This window comes from Paenibacillus ilasis, from assembly GCF_043195395.1.
Lineage (GTDB): Bacteria > Bacillota > Bacilli > Paenibacillales > Paenibacillaceae > Paenibacillus_AQ > Paenibacillus_AQ lautus.
The window spans coordinates 3,449,144-3,473,359 of the sequence record NZ_JBHDJG010000001.1 but is presented as its reverse complement, the minus strand read 5'-3'; the positions used below and the strand labels follow the sequence as shown (position 1 = coordinate 3,473,359).

The 24,216-nt window shown below is 47.9% G+C and carries 25 protein-coding genes; 22 read left to right on the top strand and 3 right to left on the bottom strand.

What is annotated here, in order from left to right; genetic code table 11:
* The first annotated feature begins 111 nt into the window (after window positions 1-111).
* Window positions 112-546, top strand: coding sequence for a MarR family winged helix-turn-helix transcriptional regulator (locus tag ACETK5_RS15580; protein WP_100536529.1), 435 nt, complete (start codon window positions 112-114; stop codon window positions 544-546).
* Between the two features lie 54 nt (window positions 547-600).
* Window positions 601-1,236 carry an NAD(P)-dependent oxidoreductase gene (locus tag ACETK5_RS15575; protein ID WP_100536530.1) on the top strand — a complete coding sequence of 212 codons (636 nt, stop codon included), beginning with the start codon at window positions 601-603 and terminating at the stop codon, window positions 1,234-1,236.
* Window positions 1,237-1,462: 226 nt separating this feature from the next.
* Here ACETK5_RS15575 and ACETK5_RS15570 read toward each other — a convergent pair whose 3' ends face one another.
* Complete coding sequence (locus ACETK5_RS15570) at window positions 1,463-1,924, bottom strand: Hsp20/alpha crystallin family protein (protein ID WP_100536531.1); 462 nt, start codon at window positions 1,922-1,924, stop codon at window positions 1,463-1,465.
* Window positions 1,925-2,046: 122 nt separating this feature from the next.
* Here ACETK5_RS15570 and ACETK5_RS15565 point away from each other — a divergent pair, with 122 nt between their 5' ends.
* Genes ACETK5_RS15565 through ACETK5_RS15545 form a run of 5 tightly spaced genes read left to right on the top strand, consistent with a single transcriptional unit; the run spans window position 2,047 to window position 3,771 of the window.
* Window positions 2,047-2,268 (top strand): spore germination protein, encoded by a 222-nt coding sequence (locus ACETK5_RS15565; RefSeq protein ID WP_009589476.1) that lies wholly within the window; start codon window positions 2,047-2,049, stop codon window positions 2,266-2,268.
* A gap of 18 nt (window positions 2,269-2,286) precedes the next feature.
* Window positions 2,287-2,514, top strand: coding sequence for a spore germination protein GerPB (locus tag ACETK5_RS15560; RefSeq protein ID WP_100536532.1), 228 nt, complete (start codon window positions 2,287-2,289; stop codon window positions 2,512-2,514).
* 48 nt (window positions 2,515-2,562) lie between these two features.
* Entirely contained in the window at window positions 2,563-3,183 is a 621-nt protein-coding gene (gene gerPC, locus ACETK5_RS15555; protein WP_100536533.1) for a spore germination protein GerPC, read from the top strand.
* Window positions 3,161-3,346, top strand: coding sequence for a spore gernimation protein GerPD (locus ACETK5_RS15550; protein WP_071218159.1), 186 nt, complete (start codon window positions 3,161-3,163; stop codon window positions 3,344-3,346). Before gerPC ends, ACETK5_RS15550 begins: the two co-directional genes overlap by 23 nt.
* On the top strand, window positions 3,343-3,771 hold the full coding sequence (locus ACETK5_RS15545; RefSeq protein WP_100536534.1) for a spore germination protein GerPE: 429 nt from the start codon (window positions 3,343-3,345) through the stop codon (window positions 3,769-3,771). The genes ACETK5_RS15550 and ACETK5_RS15545 overlap by 4 nt, the downstream gene beginning before the upstream one ends.
* Window positions 3,772-3,842: 71 nt before the next feature.
* Here the strand turns inward: ACETK5_RS15545 and tlp are convergent, their stop codons facing one another.
* Window positions 3,843-4,070 (bottom strand): small acid-soluble spore protein Tlp, encoded by a 228-nt coding sequence (gene tlp / locus ACETK5_RS15540; protein ID WP_071218157.1) that lies wholly within the window; start codon window positions 4,068-4,070, stop codon window positions 3,843-3,845.
* Between the two features lie 268 nt (window positions 4,071-4,338).
* On the opposite strand from tlp, the gene ACETK5_RS15535 reads away from it, so the two are divergent.
* The 14 genes from ACETK5_RS15535 (at window position 4,339) to ACETK5_RS15470 (ending at window position 20,307) form a co-directional block, all read left to right on the top strand.
* A complete protein-coding gene (locus tag ACETK5_RS15535) occupies window positions 4,339-5,589 on the top strand; it encodes a WD40/YVTN/BNR-like repeat-containing protein (RefSeq protein WP_394056623.1) in 1,251 nt (416 codons plus the stop codon).
* Window positions 5,590-5,778: 189 nt separating this feature from the next.
* A complete protein-coding gene (locus ACETK5_RS15530) occupies window positions 5,779-5,961 on the top strand; it encodes a hypothetical protein (RefSeq protein ID WP_076321218.1) in 183 nt (60 codons plus the stop codon).
* A 215-nt stretch (window positions 5,962-6,176) separates the two neighbouring features.
* Window positions 6,177-6,593 carry a DUF2500 domain-containing protein gene (locus ACETK5_RS15525; protein WP_100536536.1) on the top strand — a complete coding sequence of 139 codons (417 nt, stop codon included), beginning with the start codon at window positions 6,177-6,179 and terminating at the stop codon, window positions 6,591-6,593.
* 68 nt (window positions 6,594-6,661) lie between these two features.
* Complete coding sequence (locus ACETK5_RS15520; RefSeq protein ID WP_100536537.1) at window positions 6,662-7,411, top strand: SDR family NAD(P)-dependent oxidoreductase; 750 nt, start codon at window positions 6,662-6,664, stop codon at window positions 7,409-7,411.
* A 202-nt stretch (window positions 7,412-7,613) separates the two neighbouring features.
* Window positions 7,614-9,944 carry an AraC family transcriptional regulator gene (locus ACETK5_RS15515; RefSeq protein WP_100536538.1) on the top strand — a complete coding sequence of 777 codons (2,331 nt, stop codon included), beginning with the start codon at window positions 7,614-7,616 and terminating at the stop codon, window positions 9,942-9,944.
* A gap of 141 nt (window positions 9,945-10,085) precedes the next feature.
* Window positions 10,086-11,717 carry an extracellular solute-binding protein gene (locus ACETK5_RS15510; RefSeq protein ID WP_100536539.1) on the top strand — a complete coding sequence of 544 codons (1,632 nt, stop codon included), beginning with the start codon at window positions 10,086-10,088 and terminating at the stop codon, window positions 11,715-11,717.
* 82 nt (window positions 11,718-11,799) lie between these two features.
* Window positions 11,800-12,759, top strand: a complete 960-nt coding sequence (locus tag ACETK5_RS15505) for an ABC transporter permease (protein ID WP_100536540.1) — start codon at window positions 11,800-11,802, stop codon at window positions 12,757-12,759.
* Between the two features lie 14 nt (window positions 12,760-12,773).
* Window positions 12,774-13,655 carry a carbohydrate ABC transporter permease gene (locus ACETK5_RS15500; protein WP_100536541.1) on the top strand — a complete coding sequence of 294 codons (882 nt, stop codon included), beginning with the start codon at window positions 12,774-12,776 and terminating at the stop codon, window positions 13,653-13,655.
* A gap of 15 nt (window positions 13,656-13,670) precedes the next feature.
* Window positions 13,671-14,807 (top strand): glycoside hydrolase family 88 protein, encoded by a 1,137-nt coding sequence (locus tag ACETK5_RS15495; RefSeq protein ID WP_100536542.1) that lies wholly within the window; start codon window positions 13,671-13,673, stop codon window positions 14,805-14,807.
* A gap of 164 nt (window positions 14,808-14,971) precedes the next feature.
* On the top strand, window positions 14,972-15,604 hold the full coding sequence (locus ACETK5_RS15490) for a copper resistance CopC family protein (protein WP_100536543.1): 633 nt from the start codon (window positions 14,972-14,974) through the stop codon (window positions 15,602-15,604).
* The gene (locus ACETK5_RS15485; RefSeq protein WP_100536544.1) at window positions 15,605-16,693 is read left to right on the top strand and encodes a copper resistance D family protein; all 1,089 of its coding nucleotides are present in this window, start codon (window positions 15,605-15,607) and stop codon (window positions 16,691-16,693) included.
* Between the two features lie 288 nt (window positions 16,694-16,981).
* Window positions 16,982-18,682, top strand: a complete 1,701-nt coding sequence (locus ACETK5_RS15480; RefSeq protein WP_326112745.1) for a GAF domain-containing sensor histidine kinase — start codon at window positions 16,982-16,984, stop codon at window positions 18,680-18,682.
* Complete coding sequence (locus tag ACETK5_RS15475) at window positions 18,679-19,323, top strand: response regulator (RefSeq protein WP_100536545.1); 645 nt, start codon at window positions 18,679-18,681, stop codon at window positions 19,321-19,323. Before ACETK5_RS15480 ends, ACETK5_RS15475 begins: the two co-directional genes overlap by 4 nt.
* A 168-nt stretch (window positions 19,324-19,491) precedes the next feature.
* The gene (locus ACETK5_RS15470; RefSeq protein WP_100536546.1) at window positions 19,492-20,307 is read left to right on the top strand and encodes an NmrA family NAD(P)-binding protein; all 816 of its coding nucleotides are present in this window, start codon (window positions 19,492-19,494) and stop codon (window positions 20,305-20,307) included.
* An 85-nt stretch (window positions 20,308-20,392) separates the two neighbouring features.
* On the opposite strand, the gene ACETK5_RS15465 is transcribed toward ACETK5_RS15470, so the two are convergent.
* Window positions 20,393-21,274 (bottom strand): AraC family transcriptional regulator, encoded by an 882-nt coding sequence (locus tag ACETK5_RS15465; protein WP_100536547.1) that lies wholly within the window; start codon window positions 21,272-21,274, stop codon window positions 20,393-20,395.
* Window positions 21,275-21,477: 203 nt separating this feature from the next.
* On the opposite strand from ACETK5_RS15465, the gene ACETK5_RS15460 reads away from it, so the two are divergent.
* Window positions 21,478-24,159 (top strand): glycoside hydrolase family 78 protein, encoded by a 2,682-nt coding sequence (locus tag ACETK5_RS15460; protein ID WP_100536548.1) that lies wholly within the window; start codon window positions 21,478-21,480, stop codon window positions 24,157-24,159.
* The last annotated feature ends 57 nt before the right edge of the window (window positions 24,160-24,216 follow it).

Sequence of the window (24,216 nt, the reverse complement as noted above, 5' to 3'; positions counted from 1 at the left end):
CCTAATAACGACGAAAAGGATAAAATGAATCAACAAACTAACCAAAAGAAAGCTATTGACAAAATATTAGCAGCATGTTAATTTGTATATACAAATGAGAGGTGACTGGTTATGAACATCGATGATTCCATACTAAGCTCATGCTTGTTTTTTACTTCGAATCGCTTTGCTCGTTCGATGACCAAGATGGCGGAGGATGCTTTTGCCAAAGCGGGCTTATCGCCAACGTATTCCTATGTGCTGGTGGTAATCCATCAATATCCCGGCATTACGCAGAAGGAGCTAAGCGATAAGTTATCGATTGCTCCATCCACAAGCACCCGGTTCATTGATAAGCTGGAGAAGAAGCGGTTGGTACAGCGCAAATCCGAATGGAAAGAAACGCATATTTTCTTAACGGATGAAGGGAAGCTGTTGTATCAGGAGCTAAACCAATATTTTGAACAGCTGTATGGACAGTATGTTTCCCTCTTGGGGAAGGAACATAGCGAACAATTAACTAAACTTCTCCATGAATCCAGTGAAATATTGAAAAAGGGAATATAAAGCCTCTTTTTCCTCCCTCATTTGCATATACAATTGATAAAGGAGAGGTTCACAATGCAGATTGGTATTATCGGTGCAACAGGGAAAGCGGGAAGTCTGATTCTCAAGGAAGCACAAGCACGTGGTCATGAAGTAACGGCTATTGTACGTGATGCATCCAAGATCTCCGATTCCAGTGTTAACATTTTGGTGAAGAACGTGCTGGAATTGACGAATGCCGATCTTCAGGGCTTCGATGTCGTCGTGAATGCCTTTGCGGCGGCGCCCGGGCAGGAAACTCAATATGTGGAAGTAGGCCGGGTATTGATAGAAGCCCTGAAAGGGACGAGTACCAGACTGTTTGTGATGGGCGGTGCCGGAAGCTTGTTTGTAGATGAAGCCAAAACCTTGCGGCTCATGGAAACTCCTGATTTTCCTAAGGAATATTATCCGACGGCATTTCATGCTGGTGAGAACTTGAAAGACCTGGAGCAGGCTTCCGATGTGAAATGGACGTATCTTAGTCCGGCTGCATTCTTTAATCCGAAAGGTCAACGGACCGGCAGCTATCAAGAAGGCAAGGACCATGTTATTGTCAATTCGAGCGGCCAAAGCTATGTCAGCTACGCGGATTACGCGATCGCGGTATTGGATGAACTTGAACAGCCGAAGCATATCAATGAGCGTTATACGGTAGTATCCGAGGCTTAATAGGCCCGGCCACAACCTTCACATAGATCCTTGAATAAGCTGATTTCATCATGAAATCAGCTTATTTTAATGCGGAAAATTCGTATTCATAAATGAATAATGCATCATATGAAAAATTCACAACAAGAGAACCACTTCAATATATCTAGCTACTTTTATCTAATTCCACCCCAACCTCCTGTATAGACCCTAGCCTAATAGTGAAAATGGTGGGGAAAGGGCCAGATCATAAGAAACGAATATTGACATCATGAAATCGGCCAGTTGACATTTTTGGCATCTTAATTTGTAGTGTGGGCTGTTTGTAGGTCGCAATGCTTTGCGCAGGAAGAATGGGGACCGGTAAGATGATGGTCTGGCTTTGATCTTTGGGTAGACCATGGATTATGATCTGTGTTCGATTTAGCTTGATCCCTAAATTTTCCGGATGGACACGTTTGGGTACATAACATTTGACAACCAGAAAGTTATGCGTATCAAACGTTTCGTATCGAAGTGTGGAAGGGTTAGGCAGCATTTCATTTCCAGCGGTTGCTTGTCTTATCGTATCCTTCACATAATCCTCAATCACGGTTGGATCCAGCTGAAAATCCTCATTGAGGTCATTAAGATCTTTGAATGGAAAAGATTTGTTGTTGAAAAAAGAGTCCTTCGTTAACCAGTCGGGTCGTTTGGATCTTGAGTTCACTAGATATCCCTCCTTCGTTCTGTAATTTCATTATATGGGCGAAGGAATGTTATAGTGACATCTAGGCATCCAACCACATAGAATAAACCCAAGCGTATGATTTTGAATGAAGAGGTGGAATTGTGGTTTCGATTATCGGCAATATGAAAATTGTTAACGTGGGCCCCAGTTCTACGGTCTTGGTTGGAAATACAGGCGTCATTGATTTAAACAGCACCACAAAAGCGTATTCCGGCGCCAACTCGTTCACCACCGGTGACAGTATTGGCACAAATATAACAAACAACCAGGCCAACAGTACGAATACATTTGATCCGGACCTGATTGATTCGCCTAATGCTTAATTAAGGTTGTGATCCACTGTGAATCTAACAGTACATCAATGTATTAATATACAGCAGCTTCGGGTTGAAGCGGTAACAAACTCTTCGGTGCTGCAGATTGGAACCGCAGGAGAGATCCGGGCATTATCCAATATATATAACACAGGCGGTTTTACAGGTCCTGCGCCTGAGTTTGAGCCTCAGAATAATAACAATCCCTTGGTTCCATTGCCTGCGCCGACTGAAGGACTGTACCAACAAGAATGAGGTGAATTGACTGCGCATAGATTGTATAAGGAGCAGGGAGGCGGTTCCATGTACGATTCCTATTATATACAGCAATTGTTCTGTCTTCTTCGTACTCAGTCAGACCAGCTGAGTAGAATGGAACAAATGCTGAAGGAAATGCGCAGTGAAATAGATCGATTAAGACAGGGAAGCGAGAAAACGATAGATCGGGTGGAATATAATTTTGATTTATTGAAAATTGAAAAATTGGAAGGCACCTTAAATATTGGACTGATGCCTAAAGAGGGGCAGTCCCTGGACGATATTACCGTGAATGGTCAGCCGTTAGCACAGTCCTCGTCGGGATATGCCGACGGTGAGCAGTACTCGAACATATATCAGAATGTATCACGTTATCTAGAAGACATCGTACCCGAGCAGATCGAACGCGTGATTTCCGAAGCCAATCTTGTACCTGGTGATGAATATGCTGCGGTTATGATAGAAGATATTCGTAAACAACTCGGAGACCGTATTACGGTGTATCTGAAGCAATATCAAACGAACAGGGAAGGCATGAACCCGCTAGACGTAGAGCAATCGATCATCAAACAAGTGAAGAGTGAGATCGTTACGGCAGTTGAACAGCATCTTCTTAATTTGCAACGAGGGAAGTGGAATTCAAATGAAAATGACAGTCGTCAATAAAGAGCTCCAGGTTGGTTCGATTCGCATTACGGCGATCTCAAGTTCGTCCGTACTGTTGATTGGAGATACCCATGTCATTAATAGCTCCTCCATGTACGATACGCCTTCCGAATCACTGCAAATCAGCCCGCTTGTTCCGTTATCCCCGGGCTCGGCACCATGAAACGTCATTCACATGTTGATCATATGTATATTATCAATATATCAAATAGTTCAGCATGTATATGCGGTGAATCGGGACATATCGATGCCAATACGCGTGCATTGGCGGTTCAGCGGCAGGTCCCGGTGTTTTTTGAAGATGAGGGTAATTATGAGGATTACTCGATATTTTCCAGATCCATACCGACATGGCCGTCACAGTCAGACGTAGAGCTCAACATTATACAAGACCATAAGAAGATTCATGTGGGATGCCTCGAAATTATAGCGGCTGCATCTGCATCGGTTGTACAGGTGGGTCCGAACGATACCATGGATTTGGAATCCAGAGTGAAGGCGATTAGACACTTTATTACGGGTGCGCCCGAGTATTTAAAGGATTATAAGGGAGTCATTGTCAAAAAGAATTTCGTGGAGAAGGAATAATCTCAAGTAGGCGATATGTACAAAACAGGAGGAGCACATGATGCTCCTCCTGTTTTTATGTGATCTACGGATTATTCTCCTTGCTGATGGGCAGCTTCGTCTTTGATCTCTTCCCGGAAGCCGGAAATACTCTTTTCACGACGAGCATTGCGATCTTGAATCTGTTCTTTCTCGCTTGCCGGAATCTCATCCCCAAACTCCTCGAGATAATCTTCGGCTTCACGGTAGTTCTCAATCGTGTTCTGGACTGCCTGCTGCAAATGTTCTACATTGTCTTCGCGATTATCGGGTTTAGCCATGAGTGTTCACCTCCTTAAATTCAACTGCCTTGCTAAAATTACACACCCCAAAAGTCTTCCATAATAAAAACATCCTTATACATATGAGACTGACACTATCAAAAAAGCTACAGTATTGTAAATTTTGCAAGTCAGTTCTTTACATTTCCGTTGGACGTAATATGTTATAATGTCGAAAAAGCAGACTTGCAGCATGACATCGAAATAAGAGGAGGAAGAATTCTTGAGATCAAGTCGTTTTATATTCTGGCTCAGTATGCTAATGATAATGACATTGATGTTAGCAGCCTGTACCTCAGAACCGATAAAACAACAGCAAACTTCTACAGTAGAAGGCCCTCCTGAATCGGTTGAAGATGAAGAAGAAGGTCAGACCATTACACTAGTAACGCCGGATACGGCGATGAAAGCATCTGAGGAAAAAAGTAAATATCAGATACATACACGGTTGACGGATTTCCAGCTCTTAAATGAGTCAACGGGGATTGCATGGGGAATAACGAACACGGAACTGCGCCTTTACCAGACCCAAGATTATGGCGAAACGTGGGTTGATATCTCTCCTTCATCCAACGTTCAATTCGTTGACAAGCTGGAGTATGGGAAAGACATCGTGTTTACGGATAAGAAACATGGCTGGATTATACGTAACAAGCAGAGATCAGCCGAAACGATCCTGCTCAATACGACGGACGGGGGAGACACCTGGAAGCTTTCCTCGCTGCCGGAGACAGGCGTCGTCACGGCCATGTCCTTCGTTTCATCTCAGCAGGGATGGATTATGGCGAAAGGCGACCTTTCGCGGGGCTCCGAGGAGAAGTCGCTATTTCGAACCAACAACAATGGCGGATTATGGGAAGAGGTCATGCAGAATACGGAGTATCCTACATCCCGAGTTCCCGGCAGCGTGATTCCACGAACAGGGTCCATCATCGGCTTAACATTCACGGATTCGCTTGTCGGATTTGCAACCATTCGTGAAATGCAATCCTCCAAATTGTATATTACCCGTGATGGAGGTCAGAAATGGAAGTCCTCCGGTCAGATATTCAAGAGCAAGCTGCTGGATTCGTGCGGTTCGATCTTTGCCGGCACCCCCAAGTTTCTGGGCAGAGGCAGTAGCGGAAGCGAGGTTTATATACCGGTTACCTGCGTGAAGGATGATCAGGCGAGCTATTTGGGTTACTTTACTGCCGACAGTGGGAAATCATGGAATCTGGTGTCATTCCCCATGCCGGGTGATACCGGCAAGGGTTCCATTCAGCCTGTTTTCCGCCGCCTTCATGACGGGTGGAGAATGGTGAATGGTATTGTTTATCATACGAACGATATGGGCAAAACCTGGAAGCCATTTCCGAGGAGCAAGCTGTTGAACGATAATCTCGCCAAATATCCGAACGTGGTAAAACTGCAGTTTACATCTTCTGATGTCGGTTGGATGCTGATTGAAACAACGGACAAGAATCGATCGCGTCTGATGAAAAGCAGTGACGGCGGAGAAACCTGGCAGGGTCTATAATGTAGGGTGAGAATACCTGAATTGAATTCGCCAAGACCAGATCAAAAGCTTTATCGACTGTGACCAGCAGTTCTGATAAAGCTTTTTTTTAATATATATTGTGAAATAAATTACAAACATTAACCTTTATGTATGCTACGATAAAGGTGTAATCAGATACTCCAAATTGTTTGGAAGGGGACGATCCATATGCATACCGATCAAATGACGATAAATTTCCTCCGCCTTTGCTACCATTGTGATGATGCATGTTTATGCGACACCGAGGAGCAGTGTCTGGCTTGCTGGAATGAGCAGGAAATGACACCGCAGGAGCATGAAATGACAGGACAAGAAGAAACGATGAAATGGATGAGATTGGCTTACGATTGAATGGAAATGAAGACAATGAAGAGAAGGAATGGAACAGGACGTTCTAGTCCCACGAAGAAGCTGATGACTGGCAAAGTGCAGACATCGGCTTTTTTGGTGCTTCCAGAAAGGGACAAGTTCTTTAAAATTTCAATCAAACTTTCCATGAGGTATGAGTTAAATTGTCCGAAATAAAGCATATACATATTTCAAGACAAGGTGGAGGGGGGAGCCGTATGGGATCGGGGTCAGTTTGGATGTTCGATTTTTTCGGCAGCGTAATGCCCGTGTTTTTCATCGTCGTCATCGGGATCATTTTGCTGTCGGCCGGTAAGGGAATCTTGCAATGGAGTCAGAATAACCGACAGCCTTTGCTATCGGTCGATTCCAAGATTGTGAGCAAGCGAACGGAAGTGAAACATACGCAGCAGACAGATGATACGATGTCGAGCCGTACTCGTACCACCTATTATCTGACATTTGAAGTAGAGAGCGGGGACCGCATGGAGTTTGTTGTAAATGGGGAGGAATTCGGCATGTGCGCGGAAGGAGACGAGGGACTGCTGCGTTTTCAGGGAACCCGTTATTACGGGTTCGTTAGGCACCCGAGGGCGCATCTTAGCGTGGTCCGGGGTTATGACCAACCTAAATAAGTGTCGGATTTGATTTTTATATCCGCCTTCTCTTGTGGTATATAATGAAGGAGAAGGAGGGGCAGCATATGAAATTCCAGGATAAAACGGTCGTGATAACGGGCTCTGCCAATGGGATTGGCCGCGGGTTGGCTGAGGCTTATGCTCTAAGCGGAGCTCGAGTGATAATAAGCGATGTTCATGAAGAACAGGGCAACCTGGCAGCAAGCATCTTGAAGGAACAAGGATTGAACGCGGTTTTCGTCCCTTGCGATGTAAGGAAGGAAGAAGATATTAAACGTCTGATGAACCAAGCCGTTCAATATGCCGGCACCATCGATATTTTGATTAACAATGCCGGGGTCTCCCGGTGGAAATCACCATATGAGCTTACGGTTGAAGACTGGGACGATGTGATCAACACGAATGCCCGAAGCTGCTTTTTGGCTACGCGTGAAGCGGCGGTACATATGAAAAAGGCTGGGAATGGAGGGGCTGTCGTCAATATGTCCTCCACGCGTTCGATCATGTCCGAGCCGAATTCGGAGGCTTATGCAGCTTCCAAGGGAGCCATTGTCGCGTTGAGCCATGCCATGGCCGTTAGCCTGGGACCCGATGGGATTCGGGTGAATTGTATAAGTCCAGGCTGGATTGAAACCGGAAACTATGATGAGCTTCGTTCAGTGGACCATAAACAGCACCCTGCCGGACGGGTAGGGATCCCGGCCGATATCGCCAAAGCCTGCTTCTATTTTACCGATCCGGACAATGATTTCGTGACGGGGGCCCATCTGGTTGTGGATGGCGGCATGACCCGCAAAATGATATATGAGCCTTAGTTCATCTGAATAAGAAGAGCGTCTTCCCATGGAAGGCGCTCTTCTTCTTGATGGTCATGGGGTCGATCGTCTCGTATATGATACAAATTCGTGATGCATTAACATTTTTGAAGAAAACCTGTTCATGATAAATAAAAACAGTATGATGTAATTAATGTAAGTACGAAAAAGTCACATCTAAAGAATGGGAAGGAATGAGGGTATGGGGAAATTGACGACAACCAGCGCAAAAAATGAACGTTCCAATCGAGTGTCCGTGTTCGTTACACTGCTCATGTCCTATCTTGTGATACTGCTGATCCCGGTCATCGTGTTCTGGGGACTGTATACGCAAATCGAGCGGATTATGATCGAGAATGCCAACAACTCCAATATGGCACTGATCGAACAGGCGAAGCAGGTCGTGGATAGCCGACTGGATGAAATGCATCTGATTTCCCGGAACATCACTTCGCATCCGCGACTGGATGCGCTGCTAAAGGCAAGTTCCCCTCAAAATGGAACCGAGAACTACAATTACTACACTTTTATGCAGGAAATGCAGCGATACCGTAACAGCAGCAGTTTCATCACCGATTTTTATGTATATCTACGGGAGAGTGATACGGTTCTCAGCCCATCCTTAAAGACAACGTCCAGTGTCTTGTTTTCCGATATTTACGGATACGAAAAATTAACCTTTCAACAGTATCAAACAGATGTTCTTCACGGTGTCCACTTTAATCGGTATTTGCCCGTGACCGAAGTTGGCAAGGGGTTAAATCAGAAACGCATGCTCACATATATGCAAACGCTTCCATTTGGTGAGAAGGCTAATCCCAAAGGCGCGCTTGTTATGCTGATTGAGGAGAGGCAGATCGCGGGATTGCTTGAGGAGATTGTGAAAACAAACCACGGAACCATTTACATCAAGGATGCCAGCGGCCAAGTGATTCTGAGTGCTGGTGAATCCGAGGTTCGCATGGGTAAAACCACGGATCATCCGCGTGTGATGACAGTATCGACTAGATCTACGCGGAGTGGGTGGGAGTACGTATCGGCCGTGCCGGAAAAAGTGTTTATGGAAAAGGTCAATATGGTCAAACGAATGGCCGTTGGCGTTCTGGTCATCTGTCTTGTCGCCGGGATTGCCGCCTGTGCGTTCATGACCTACCGCGCGTATTTCCCTTTGCGCGACATTATCCGCTTCATCCGCCAATCCCATCCGGTTAAAGAGGGAAAGGTACGTAACGAATATGATTATATCAAATCGACCATGGCGGATTCCTTTGGCAAGCAAACGGAGATGAAAGAGCAATTGTCCAGGCAGACACCGGTGATCCGGTCGAACTTTTTGCAGCGTTTACTGAAGGGGAACGTGGATACGGCGGATATGTCCGATCATGCTCTGGATTTCATGGGGATCTCATTCCCGCATTCGAGTTTTGTTGTTGCCTTGATCGAGCTGAGGGATGCCAGCGGGTTCATACATAATGAGCGGGAAAGCGAATGGGCCCTGATCCGTTTTGTCACCGGGAAGGTGGCGGAAGAAATTCATCCCTTTACCGCATATTCCGTAGAGCTGGAGAAGAACGTGGTTGCCATTATTCTAAACATGCCAGAACCGCTGCATGACAAGGCAGCCCAGCTGTACGATTGGGCAGAGGAAGTGAAGCTGGTGATTGAACAGCGCTTTAAATCCGAGATAACAATCGGGATCAGCGACATCCGCACAGGTCTTGGATGTTTGGCGAGCGGTTACACCGAAAGCTTGAAGGCGTTGGAATATTCCATTTTTACTGCGTATAAACCGATTTTATTGTACGAAGAAATGAAGCAGAAAACGGGGGTGTATTATGATTTTCCCATTGAGACGGAAATCCAGCTCATTAACGCCATGAAAAGCGGGGATACGGGTAAGGCGCAGGATATCATCCAGTGTCTGTACCACAATAACTTCAATGGACAATCCATCTCACCTGAACTCGGCAGACTCATGTTCGCTAACCTGCTCAGCACCATGTTCAAGCTGCTGAATGCATTGAATTTGAAGTACGAGGATATATTCGGCGAGTCGGGGAAATCGCTTGAGGAAATTACGGAAGGAAGTACGGTAGAGGAGCTCTACCGGGAAGTGAAATGGATGCTCGGCAAGGTCTGTCTCTACGTAAGAGATCAAAGGGGAGATTCCTCTTCGCTGCTGCTTGAGAAGATCAAGAGCTACATTGCGGATCACCACGACGATGCCATGATCAGTCTGTCTTCCATTGCCGAGCAGTTCGATATTACGCCGCCCTATCTGTCGGCTTTCTTCAAGAAAAACAGCGGCACCAATCTCACGGATTACCTGGCCAAGATTCGGATCGAGCGCTCCAAGGAAATGATGCGGGATGCCAAAAATACAATATCGCACATTGCCCGTTCCGTCGGGTATACCAGTGACGTCGGTTTTATCCGGGTATTCAAGAAATACGAAGGCATCACCCCGGGAAAATACAAGGAAACCCTGCATTCCCTATCATCGACCTTAAGAAATGATCATCTCAATTCTTAATCCCTGTTTATGAATGTTGAAACTGTACGGTATACGTTGTAAGCGCTTCAGCATTAATATTTGTGGCAGGGCTGGTTGGAATAACTTGGGCCTAGTCTTATCAGATGATCATTCATTAGGAAAAAAGGGAGGCGTCGTGATTTGAAAACAAACCGGAAACGTGTTGCGAGACTTGCGATCTTTATGCTGATTGTGGCTATGATTGCCGGATGCAGCGGAAAAAGCTCGGGGGCCGAGGAGCCTGCCGGCGAAAAAGGTAAGGAAGGAACAGGCGTGGCCGCTGGAGGTGACCCGGGATATCCTGAACAGTTGACCTATTGGGTATCGCTGAATGCAAATGCATCAGCAACAATGCAGGATATGAACGGAATCGCTGCATATCAGGAATTGGAGAAAACGACAGGCACCAAAGTGAAGTTCCAGCATCCGCCGGCGGGCCAGGAGGCAGACGCCTTTAACATCATGGTTTCGTCAGGCAATTTGCCGGATGTTGTGGAGCATGGATGGGCCAACGTATCAGGAGGCCCGGATAAAGCCATTTCGGACGGGTCGATCATTCGCCTGAATGAGTTGATTGAAGAGCATGCGCCGAATTTATCGAAAGTGTTGAACGAGCATCCGGAATACAAAAAATTGATCACGACAGACGGAGGGAACATTTACGTATTTCCATTTATCCGCGGGGACGAATATTTGCTGACCTTTAACGGCCTTATCATTCGCAAGGACTGGCTTGACCAGCTTCAGCTGTCCGTTCCGGAAACGATCGATGAGTGGTATGAAGTATTGAAGGCGATCAAGACCAAGGATCCGAACGGAAATGGGCAAGCGGATGAAATCCCGCTCCTGCTTGATATGGATATGACGGGCATCAACCATGCCTTTGTCGGCGCGTGGGGAATTACGACCGGATTTTATCAGGTGGACGGGAAGGTGCAGTATGGACCCATCCAACCCGAATTCAAATCGTATTTGGAGACGATGAGCAAATGGTATGCCGAAGGCCTGATCGATCAGGATTATGCGGCAACGGACGGGACACTCAAAGATGCCAAAGTGACCAACAATCAAGTGGGTGCCTTCTCCGGTTACATGGGCAGCAGCCTCGGCCGCTATTCCGAGCTCATGCTAAAAAGCAATCCTGACGTCGAACTGGTGGGCGCTCCGAACGTTGTGCTGAAGAAGGGGGACACGCCGCTCCTTGGACAGAAGGATTCGCCGTTCAACGGATTTGGGGCGGCTGTTACAAAAGCGAACAAGTTCCCGGCGGAAACGGTGAAATGGCTCGATTACAAGTATGGGGAAGAAGGGCATATGCTGTTTAATTTCGGGGTCGAGGGAGTCAGCTACGAGATGAAGGACGGGTACCCGACCTATACCGACGAAGTAATGAAAAATCCAGATGGGCTGTCGATCACCCAGGCGTTGTCGAAATACAATCTGGCCAGTTATTCGGGACCTTTCGTCCAGGATCGCCGTTACATCGAGCAGTATTCCGCGCTTCCTCAGCAGAAAGCGGCCATTGAGACATGGATGAAGGCGGAGAATGACCGTTTGATGCCGATTATTTCGCCAACGGCTGAAGAAAGCACACGTTATGCCTCGATCATGAACGATATTAATACGTACTACGAAGAGATGGTTAACAAATTCATTATGGGCGTGGAGCCGATCAGCGGGTTTGATCAATTTGTCCAAACGGTTCAAGGTATGGGCATTGAGGAAGCGCTCCAGATTCAGCAAGCCGCGCTGGACCGGTTCAACAGCCGTTAAGTTGTAGGCGCATGAAGAGGGAGAATACCTCGGGATTCTCCCTCTAACTGTAAATGATCTTTTTGTCAGAGGAGGGCATACGGTGCAGCTTAAGAAAGAGACAAACCGCGTTACGATACAGAGCAAGCCAGAGAGCTTCAGCGCAAGAGCTGCGAAGGACTTTCGCCGGAACTCCACGATTTACCTGATGCTGCTGCCGGTTGTGGCTTTTTATGCCGTGTTTCACTATGGACCGTTATATGGCCTGCAGATTGCGTTCAAAAACTTCTCGGCAGGGCTCGGCATATGGAATAGCCCGTGGGTCGGATTTCAGCACTTCAGCGATTTCTTTAACGGATTTTTCTTTGAACGAGTGGTTACCAATACCATTATCCTGGGCGCGTACGATCTCATATTTGTTTTTCCCGCATCCATCGTGCTCGCGTTAATGCTGAATGAGGTACGACATCGCATATTTAAGCGGACGGTACAATCCATTACGTATATTCCCCATTTCATATCTGTAGTTGTGGTTGTCGGGATGCTGGTCGATTTTTTGTCGGTAGACGGGCTGATTAATCATATCATCACCTACTTCGGCGGCAAACCGATATCATTCATGCGGCTGCCGGAATGGTTCCGCACCATTTATACCTCATCCGCCATCTGGCAGGGAATCGGTTGGGGCTCCATTATATATCTCGCAGCTATTTCCAATATCGATCCGTCCCTTTATGAAGCGGCTAAAGTGGACGGTGCCGGCCGCTGGAAGCAGATGCTTCAAATTACGCTGCCCGGCATTCTGCCAACGGTCATCATTCTGCTCATCTTGCGGATTGGTTCCTTTATGGCGCTGCAGGATGAGAAGATCCTGATTATGTACAATCCGGTTACCTATGAGACGGCCGACGTGATCGGTACCTACGTCTACCGTAAGGGGATTCTGGAAGCAAGCTACAGCTTTAGTGCCGCCGTCGGCATGTTTAATTCCATGATTAACTTTATGCTGCTTATTGGAGCCAATTATCTCAGCAAGCGGTTTACGGATACGAAGCTGTGGTAGAAAGGGGGGCATCTATGCGTACTTCAAAATCTGTCAGTGAAGTCCTGTTTGATTCTGCGAATGTCATTCTCTTGTGCTTGCTATCGATTGTCACGTTATACCCGTTTCTCTACGTATTGTTTGCTTCAATCAGCACGCCGGCTGATTTCGTTCAGCACCGGGGAATCCTGCTGTGGCCCAAGGGCTTCTCGCTGGATTCCTATCGTATGGTATTTGAGAACCCCAATATTATCCGAAGCTACCTGAACACAATATTTTATGTGGTGGTCGGCACGACGCTGAACATTCTGATGACGGCTCTCGGAGCCTATGGCTTATCCAGGAAAAACGTGATGTGGAAGGGCACCATCATGATGCTGATCGTAATGACGATGTTTTTTGACGGCGGGCTCATCCCGAAATACCTGCTCGTGAAAAATATGGGTCTGCTTGATACGTACTGGGCATTGATTATTCCAAGCGCCATGACGACATGGAACTTGATTATTATGCGAACGGCATTCCAAGGGATACCGGATGCGCTTGAGGAATCCGCACGGATCGACGGAGCCAGCGACTGGACCATTCTGTTCCGGATCATCATCCCGCTATCGCTGCCGGTCATTGCCGTCATGGTACTCTTTTACGGGGTATGGCACTGGAATAAATGGTTTGATGCCCTCATCTATTTAAGGGATCGAAACTTGTTTCCGCTGCAGCTGATCCTGCGCGAAATTCTGATTCAAAACGATACCAGCAGCATGATGACCTCGGTAGGCGGGGGAGATCGGATGCCGGTTGGCGAAACGATTAAGTATGCAACGATTATGGTGGCTACGCTGCCGATTTTGTTTCTGTATCCATTTTTGCAGAAATATTTCGTGAAGGGCGTCATGATCGGAGCTATCAAAGAATAAGGAGGTAGTTGACTCATGTGGGAGCAAGCCATTAGGGATGCGGTAGAAAAAACAAAGCGGAATATCGGACAATTCCCGATGAAGTTTCCTCATATCACGGAAGAGAAGCGTTACGAGTGGGGAGAAAGCAATGACTGGATTGAAGGATTCTACACCGGGATGATCTGGCTGTGTTATGAATATACGAAGGACCCACTGTTTAAGGAAACGGCAATAGCCCAATTGGAGGATTACAAGCTGCGCCTGCAGGAAAAGCGGCATCTGGACCATCACGATATCGGATTTCTGTATTTGCCCTCTGCATTGGCCGCGTGGATCGTGGATGAACATGTCGAAGGCAAACAGCTCGCATTGAAAGCAGCGGATCATCTGATGCTGCGCTGGCGGGAAGAAGGTCAGTATATTCAGGCCTGGGGCCGGAAAGGCGACGAGAAGAACGGCGGCCGCATTATCATCGATTGCATGATGAACATTCCGCTGCTGTATTGGGCATATGATCAGACGGGTGATGAGCGATACAAGCGCGTGGCCGTAGCGCACGCGGACAAGAGCCGGCGTTACTTAATGCGCGGGGATGATTCGTCGTATCATACCTTTTACTTCAATCCGGAGGATGGAACCCCCATCCGAGGAGGAACGCATCAAGGATATCATGACGGCTCTACATGGACGCGCGGCCAGGCATGGGCCATCTACGGATTTGCGCTCTCCTACCGCTATACCCGTGATCCGAAATATTTGGATACGGCTTTACGTGCCGCCCGTTTCTTTATCGAATATCTGCCGGAGGATCATGTTGCGTATTGGGATTTTGACGTTCCGATTGAAGAGGGAACACCTCGCGACAGCTCCGCTTCCGCCATTGCGGCGTGCGGCATGCTGGAGATATTGGAGCATCTGGACGGAGAAGATGACAATAAAGGGCTATTGACAGAAGCCGTCGATAAGTCGATGATATCTCTCGTAAACCGATATTCTACCATCGGTGAGGCGGGTGAGGAAGGATTGATCAAGCATGGTTCCTATTACGTCAGAGGGGGCGTCGGACCGGATGATTATATGGTCTGGGGCGATTACTATTATCTCGAAGCCTTGCTGCGACTGACCAAAGGGATACCTGGCTATTGGTATGAGAGAGGTCAAGATAATTGAATCTATGAATCATTCCGGGGATGTCGCGTTCTATGCGGCATTCCCTTTTTTATGTAAAAAATCATAGGATCATTGTTCACAATATACACATTAGCATTGTCAGGATGTCTTTGTTATGATGAGGAAGATTCAAATTTAAGATAAATGGTTTGGAGGAGATATGCGTGTTGAAACATGTGAAAACTTCAGTCTTGCTGACCTTGGGTCTGCTGCTAATACTGGTGTTCCCGACAGCAACGTGGGCCCATTCCAAGCTGGAAACCAGTACGCCCGCGGCGGATGCCAAGCTGACGGAAAGCGTTCAGGAAGTAAGCCTGTCATTTAATGAAAATATCGATGAAAACTTGAGCACGCTCAAGGTTAAAAATGCGCAAGGCGAATCGGTTGAAGTAGCCGAGGTCAAGGTCAACCAGAATACCATGCTGGGAACGCTAGCAGCACCGCTTCCATCCGGCTCCTACACGGTCGAATGGAAAATCGTCGGCGGCGATGGACATCCCGTGGATGGGACATACGCTTTCGAGATAGATGCCCCGGAAGCGGAAGCTCCCCCCGAGACACCAGCCGATACCGAAGAAACGCCTGCGGATACAGGAAATACACAGGATGAAACAGCGCCTGCAGACGATACCTCCGCAGACAACGCGGATCAAACGGCTGGCCAGGATCAGCAAGCGGACAATTCAGCTCCCGAACAATCGGGAGGCAGCGGGTCAACCGTGTGGATCGTGGTCATCGTGATTGTCGCACTTGTTGCAGGTTACTTTGGAATTCGAGCATCACGGAAGAAAAAATAAATGTCTTACTATTGGTTAAGTGAGCCGTTTCTATATTTAGCCTACGCCATTCTGGCAGGCATCACGGTACTCTCCCTGGTACCGAAAGCATATAAACCGGACATTTCGGTTCCGGCCTGGCTTGGTCCGTTGGCGGCAGCGGCCATCCTCGTATTCGGATTTGTGCCGCTGCTGCAGATCATGATGTTCTTCAAGGATGATATCGGGTTTTGGAAGTCTTTTAACAGCATCATGTTCAAGTTCAGCGAGGGTGAGCGTTACGCCTGGATTCTGGTTCTTTCGATCCTATTGGGGATTCTGACCATGATCGTCCGCCGGAAACCGGGTTCCGCATTACGCTGGCTTATGCCCGTTGCCTTGCTGGGCATTGCGGTGGCGATGTCTTCGTTTAACCACGCCGCCTCCCTGTTTGAAAGCACAGGACAGCTTGCATTCTTCGGCCATTTCACAGCGATGGCGATCTGGACGGGAACATTGCTGATAACAGGATGGTTCACTACGGATCAGAGCCGCTGGAGTGCGTTTCTCGGATGGTTCCATCCATTAGCGATCGTCTGTGTCATCATGGTCATCGGATCGGGTCTGTTCCTGATGACAGCCGTGACGCCGGAGCCCATAAACAGCTGGACGTTGTCTTATGGACAGGCTCTGCTGGTTAAGCATATTCTCATTCTGCCGCTGTTGGCATTCGCGTTTGTAAACGGTCATCTCGTAAAGCGCAAGCTGCGCCGGGATTCCGGTTACCATCCGGTGGCATGGGCACGAAGTGAAGGAGTTCTGATCTGGTTGATTTATATCGTTACCGGATACATGAACCAGCAGCCGGCTCCGCATGAGGTGATGGATACATTGGCCTCATATGGTCCTGCTGCAACCTTTGTTTGGTTCCATCCCGGGTTTGCGATTGGTGAACTGGCATTTACGTGGAGTTGGATAGGCATTCTTAGTCTGTGTCTCGGGCTTGTTCTACTGTGGAATGTCGTGAATGTATTTCGCAGAAACCGGGCCGCAGCAGGCGCGCTGTTAAGCGCTTTAGGCGCAGTTGTGTTCATCTATTGCGGCCTGATGTTCTCGGTTACCGCAGTATAATATCATTTGAGTTTATAAGGTCCTTGCTGTTTACGCGGCAGGATCTTTTTTTTATGATAGGAGATGGAAGTTAAGGCTGGATAAAGATGGTATACTGGCGAGTAAAAGGACGCCTGCACCTACTCTTCAAATGGAGGATAATCACCAAGCCATCGGAGCATATGAGAAATCAGGTTATACGCGGGAGGATGAAGTGCTTCTGGAGAAAGAGCTGGGGTAATAGGTTGCGTGAGTGTATAATCTAACCCATAATATTTCACTTTTCGGAATGGGATGGAGGTGAGCCTGATGTTATGTGATAAAGACCAATACGTTGAAGAATTGCTCATTCTGAAGACGATTGCGGAAAATTTGAATCAGAGCAACGATATGAAGCAAATGCTGCAGACGACACTCGAAAAACTGTTGGATTTAACCCATCTTGAGACAGGGTGGCTTTTTCTGGTCGAGGATAAACCTGACTATACCAAGATGGCTGATTTCAACCTTCCTCCTGCTTTATCATGGGATAATCAAAAACCGATGCGATGCGGAGATTGCCTATGCCTTCGCATGTATTGGGAAGGAACTTTAAATGAACCGGTTACGATTATTGAATGTGAACGTCTGCATAATGCCAAAGAGCAGTCCTGGGGAGAAACTCGCAATCTGACCCATCATGCTACGATTCCGCTTACGGTTCAAGGTAAACGACTGGGGCTGCTGAATGTGGGTTCGCCGGGCAAAGCGCATTTTAGCGAGGGAGAACTTGCGTTGTTACAATCCGTTGCCTATCAAATTGGAACTGCGGTCGAGCGAACAAAACTGTCCGAGCAAAAGGAGAAACAGGCGGTGGACAGCATCGCCCGTTTTATCGTCGACTATTATGCCAAGGCAAGCAAAGTAACAAGATATCTATGGAAAATTAACGATATGAAGAGAATGCTTGTGGCGATCGTGGAGCAGCTTGCTTATTCATTTGACTGGCCGTGCGTGGCCATGATTACGTCTGACGATGACAACTTGTATCTTCGTACAGTCCATCAGAATGGGCAGACGCAGAGCGGCAAGGAGCTGGTGCGTAAGGATGCCAAAAAGTCCACGCGAAAGTCAGGAATCGTACAACGTGCATATGAGGAACAAAGCGTGGTGGTTCAGGAAGGCCTTCTCCGGGTGCTTCCCGGCATTCAGCCCCATTCGTATACGGCAGCGATACCATTAAAGCATCTTGAGCGCATTTTTCAAACCTATGAGACGATGGGGGTGCTCCTCATTGGACGGGAGAGTGGTCCCTTCAGTGAACTGGAGGTTGAAATCTTAGAGGTGCTGGCGGAGCATATTTCACTAGCGGTTGAAAAAATTTGTTTATATTACGAGTGGCAGGATTTATTGCTGGTGGAAGAGAGGAACCGTTTGGCACGGGATCTTCATGATTCCGTCAATCAAAAGCTGTTCTCTCTTTCATTGCTTGCTCAAGGCGTTCGCGAGACGACCTTACATGAGAACACGCATACGGCTGAGGCTATACATGACATTGGGCAGCTGGCTCAAGAAACGCTCACCGAAATGCGGACGTTAATTTGGCAGCTCAGACCTTCGGGAGAGGCCAAAGGGATACTGGCATCGCTGAAGGACTATGCCGAGAAACTTGGCATACAGCTGACGTTTCTCATGAAGGAAATCCCTGTTTTGACGAACCGGGTGGAAGAGACCCTTTATCGAATTGGGCAGGAGGCATTAAACAATATCAGCAAACACGCGGGAACGAATCGGGCATGGATCCGAATGGAAAAAGACGGCTCCTATCTCTATATGAAAATATCGGATCAAGGCCGAGGATTCAACCCCGGATCGCCCGAACTGTGTCCCCGCTCGTTTGGGCTTACCAGCATGAAGGAAAGGGCTTCTGAGCTACAAGGAACATTAAGCATTAGCAGTGAGGAAGGTACGGGGACGATGCTGACGATCATGATACCGTTGTGGACAAAGGAAGAGGTTATAGATCAATGAAGAAGATTAAAGTTCTCATCGTTGATGATCATCTTGTCGTATTAAGGGGGTTGCGTTATTTCCTGCAGACACAGCCCATGATAGAAATCGTAGATCAAGCCCTGAACGGGCTGGAGGCTCTGGAGAAGGTAGAAAAGCTGCTGCCTGATGTGATACTGATGGATCTGAAAATGCCGGAGATGGACGGAGTTGAAGCCACAAAGCGAATCACAAGCAAGTTTCCTCATATGAAAGTCATCATTCTCACCAGTTTTGCCGACCGGGATTCGGTTCTGCCGGCGATAAAAGCGGGAGCGATTGGATATCAACTGAAGGATATCGAGCCTAAAGTGCTGGTCGAAACCATCATTGCCGCTGTAAACGGAAACCGCATGCTTCATCCTCAGGTAACAAACCAATTAATTGCCCATGTGGCGACAGATCCCGAGGTTGTCAAAGGAATCGACATTCTGACGATCCGTGAGCAGCATGTTCTTGAACAGATTACATTGGGCAGGAGCAACAAAGAAATCGCCGCAGAACTACATATTGCCGAGAAAACGGTAAAGACGCATATCACGCATATTCTGGGAAAAATGGAGGTACAGGATCGTACCCAGGCAGCGCTGTACGCGATAAGGAACCATTGGTTCAACACATAAACATCAGACTATAGTCGTAGTGACAGGTCTTATCTTCGGATAAGGCCTTTTTTGTATGGCTGATGTAGACCAGAGCTGGACGTAACCGGTCTGGAATTACGTTTAAATGGAACTACAAGGAAGTACCGCTGCTGTAGGCTTGTTATTGAGATAAAGGAGGAATAAACCATGACAATACTAGTTACAGGTGCGACAGGCAAAGTAGGTCGTCATGTTGTGCATGAGCTGCTAAGGGCTGGACATAGCGTCAGGGCACTCAGCCGTTATCCTGCTTCTGCCAAATTACCTGCTGGCGTAGAAGTGGTTGCCGGTGATCTGAGTAACCCCGACACGCTGATTCCAGCATTAGAGGGTGTGACCGGGCTTCATTTAATCACGACTGGAGCAGGTTACGTCCCGCTTACGACAGGGGAGGAGATTATACGGATCGCCGAGGCTGCGGGAGTAAGGCGTGTAAGCATATTATGGGACGGAAAGAAAGGGACGGTGGAGGAAGCAGTAGAATCGAGTCATCTGGAATGGACACAGCTGCAGCCGGTCGATTACATGTCCAATGTTATGAATTGGAGAGAATCGATACGAACAGAGGGTGTAGTACGCGATCTGTTTGGTGCTTCGTTAAATGCTTCGATACATGAGCAGGATATCGGACGGGTGGCTGCAGCGGTCCTGTCGGAGGACGTCCATGCGGGCCAAATGTATACCTTAACCGGTCCCGAGGCGCTAACGGTTCCTGACAAGGTGCAGGTTCTTAGCCGCTTTATCGGTAAAGATATAAAGTTTATCCAGTTAACCGAAGAACAGGAGCGTAAACGAATGGCCGAACTTGGAGTCGATGAGGGTGTCATCGATTACGTCATCAACTGGTACAAGAATCCACCGATCGAAGCATATACCGTCAATCAAAAGGTTGAACAGATCACAGGACGTCCTGCAAGAACGTTTGCCGAGTGGGCGGAAGAGCACGCAAGATACTTCAAATAAGAAATGGAAAAGAAGGAGCATATTCCTAAGCATGATGACCTTGGATACCTTGAGGATCATCATGCTTTGTTTATTTGCAGGAGAGTCAGGTCGTTGATGAATGATGCTGAATATCGCTCCGGTATTGACCAGGCGTGAGCCCTGTATTTCGCTTAAACACCGAGTGGAAAGAATGCATGTCCTTATAACCGACCTTCTCGGCAATCGTACTGATTTTGTCTGTGGTGGTGCGCAGCAGCTCGCGGCTTATTCGAATCCGCACGGTCTGCAGATAATGATGCCAGCTCTGGCCTGTATACCGGCGGAACAATCGCTGCAAATGGCGCTCGCTGAATCCGCTGATTTGGGCAAGGTGTGTCAAAGTGAGCTCATGCATGTACTGCCCTTCCACGTATTGAAGGACATCCTGGAAGGAATGGTGCTGCGGCACCGAAGGTATAGTATGGGAATGCTCAATGACACGACAGAATTCAATGATCAGCTGTAACAGCAGCGTGTGCAGATAAACGGCAGAACCGCTGCCTGGCATGGCATTTTGTTCATAGAGGGAGCCGAAGAGCCTCTCGAAGCGATCATGTCGGTCCATAATCGCGTGGTATCCAAGGGACCCATCCTCCATGCGTTTCAAAAAGGCTGCAGTCTCCGAATCTGTTGCAAAAGCTATCAATTTGGGCAGCAGCTGTACAGAGAATATGCAATTGTTCACAATGAGCGGTTTCCCGTTTGCAGAAGTGGGCCGGAATACATGAGATATTCCGAGTGGTATATAGAACATTTGACCTTTGCGTACGCGCTGAACCGAGTTCTCCAGGTGATGAAAGCCCTCACCCTCCGCAATATAAGCAATCTCCAGAAAATCATGGTTATGATAAGAGCCTGTAAAATTCTCGGCGTTTCGATTCACATACATCAAGGTGTCATTCTGGAAAAAGGTATCTCCATAATAGGTTTCCATCGGTCGCTTCATCATCATACTCCTCATCGTTAATAGGGGAAGAATGTCCGTTATGCCTCATATTATTGTCCGATATCCCCATAATTCCACGTTCAGGTTCACTTATAATAATAGTTGAAATAGGCACGGTTAGGAAGCGAACATCCCGGATTGCGGCCTATAGAACTTGATTGTTGTGATAACTTTTTTTATGAAAGGGAACGGAGGAATGATCTATGTTCAGCGTAACGGATTTACGATGTGAGTATCAGCATAATCCGATAGGAATCGGGGAGAAACACCCGCGTTTAAGCTGGAAGTTGGTCTCGGACGAAAGAGCGGTTAGTCAAACGGCCTATGAGATTGAGGTTTCAAATGATAATAACTTTGCCAATCCCCTTTGGACCTCAGGGAAAGTGGCGTCATCACAATCCGTTCATGTGGAATTAAGCGAATGGCGTGCATCGTCTTGTAAGCGCTATACTTATCGAGTCCGCGTCTGGAATCAAGTCGGGGACGTATCGGAATGGTCGGATACAGCCTATTGGGAGACGGGTAAACTGCAAGGGGAGAAATGGGTGGGGAAATGGATATCGGCACCACATTCTTTGCTGCCTGCGGACTCTGCTCATCTACCGCTGCTTCGCAAGAGCTTCAGCTTGAAGTCGCCCATTTCGAAGGCAAGAATATACGCCTCGGCCTTAGGCCTTTATGAACTGGAACTGAACGGACATCGGGTGGGAGATTGTTATTTCACACCCGGTTGGACGAGTTACGAACATACGATACAGACGCAAAGTTATGACGTGACGGACATGCTGAACACTGGCCTAAACGCAATCGGAGCTTGGCTCGGAAATGGATGGTACAGGGGTCAATTGGGATGGGAGGAACGGAGTTCAATCTATGGGGATCGATTAGCCCTTTTGCTGGAGCTGCATATTACGTATGCAGACGGGAGCGAAGAAGTGATGGCAACCGATTCAAGCTGGCAGTCGGCCATAGGCCCGATCAGAATGTCGGAACTCTATCATGGTGAAACCTACGATGCCCGGTTGGAGCTGGAAGGCTTCAGTTCAGGAAATTATAACTCAAATGATTGGCAGGGTGTCGAATTGCTCGATCACGGGTTTGACATGTTGAAGCCTCAGATTAACGAGCCTGTAAGAGCCATCCAAACGGTGGAGCCCGTTGAATGGCTGACCACGCCTAAAGGTGAAACCGTCATCGACTTCGGACAGAATTTGGTGGGATGGGTCCGATTTAGCGTGTCCGGTGACAAGGGAACTATCTTGACGCTGCAGCATGCGGAGATACTGGATTCCAAGGGTAACTTTTATACGGAGAACCTTCGAACCGCTAAACAAACGATTCAGTACACGTTAAAAGGTGGCGGGAAAGAAACCTACGAACCCCATTTTACGTTCCAAGGCTTCCGGTATGTCCGCTTAGACGGTTTTACGGAGGAGCAGCTGGACCGGGGGGCTTTCGAAGCGGTTGTGCTTCATTCGGATTTTGAAGAGACCGGGACTTTCCAATGCTCGGAACCTATGGTGAATCAATTGCAGAGCAACATTCGATGGGGGCTTAAGGGAAATTTCCTGGATGTGCCCACGGATTGTCCGCAGCGTGACGAGCGGCTTGGCTGGACGGGAGATGCGCAGATGTTTATAGGTACAGCTGCTTATCTTGCCAACGTGGCTCCTTTCTTCACCAAGTGGTTATCCGATCTGGCTGCAGAGCAGCGCGATGACGGAGCCGTTCCGTTCGTTGTCCCTCATGTACTCGGAGATGGTCAATATGCTTCGGCCGCATGGGGAGATGCAGCGGTCATATGCCCGTGGACCCTATATGTCTGTTATGGCGACCGACGGATATTGGAGCGTCAATATAAGAGTATGAAGAACTGGGTTTCCTACATCCAAGCACAAGGGGAGAATGAATATTTGTGGAATACCGGCTTCCATTTCGGTGATTGGCTGGGGCTTGATGCGAAATCCGGTGACTATGTGGGTGCTACAGAGCGGGATTTTATCGCATCGGCGTTTTATGCTTATTCGGTAGAACTGCTTAGGAAGACGGCCGTGGTATTGGGACAAGAAAAAGATGCGGCAGCGTATGCCACGCTTAAGGAAAGGGTTGTCGCTGCATTTCGTAACGAATTCGTGACCCCGTCCGGAAGGCTCGCGGCTTCGACTCAGACCGCGCATGTGCTTGCGCTCATGTTTGGGTTGCTGGATGAAGAGGCCGAAAAACGGGCAGCGAAACGTCTCTGTTCACTGCTGGAGGAGAGCAGGCATCATCTTACGACAGGCTTTGTGGGCACACCTTATATTAACCATGTATTAAGTCAGCATGGGATGCATGACGCGGCGTATAAGCTGCTGCTGCAGCGGGACTATCCTTCATGGCTGTATCCGATTACGAAAGGCGCTACCACGATATGGGAGCATTGGGACGGAATAAAGGAGGACGGCAGCTTCTGGAGCCGCGATATGAATTCATTTAATCATTATGCATACGGAGCCATCGGGGAGTGGTTGTATCGTACGGTTGCCGGCATACAAACCGTGGAGGAGGCGCCGGGTTATAAGCATATCGTGATTGCGCCCGTGCCCGGCGAAGGATTGACATGGGCTGAAGGCAAGATCGATACGCTGTATGGAACCGTCCGGTCAAGCTGGAGAATGGAAAGTGGAGAGTTTCAACTGGAGGTAACCATCCCGCCAAATGCAACGGCGGAAATCCGTCTGCCAGGCGCTTTTGATGCATCCAGCGTTACAGAAGGAGAGGCGATACCTCTAGACCAAGCGAACGGGATCCAATCTGCATGTGATGGGGAAGCGGGCGTTGTGATTCAAGCGGGCTCAGGAGAGTATACGTTCAGATATGTTTATTCCGATCATGCTGTGAAGTGATGAATAGATGCAGGGAGCTAAAGTTCCTTACCGTGGTGAGTTGCGGTAAGGAACTTT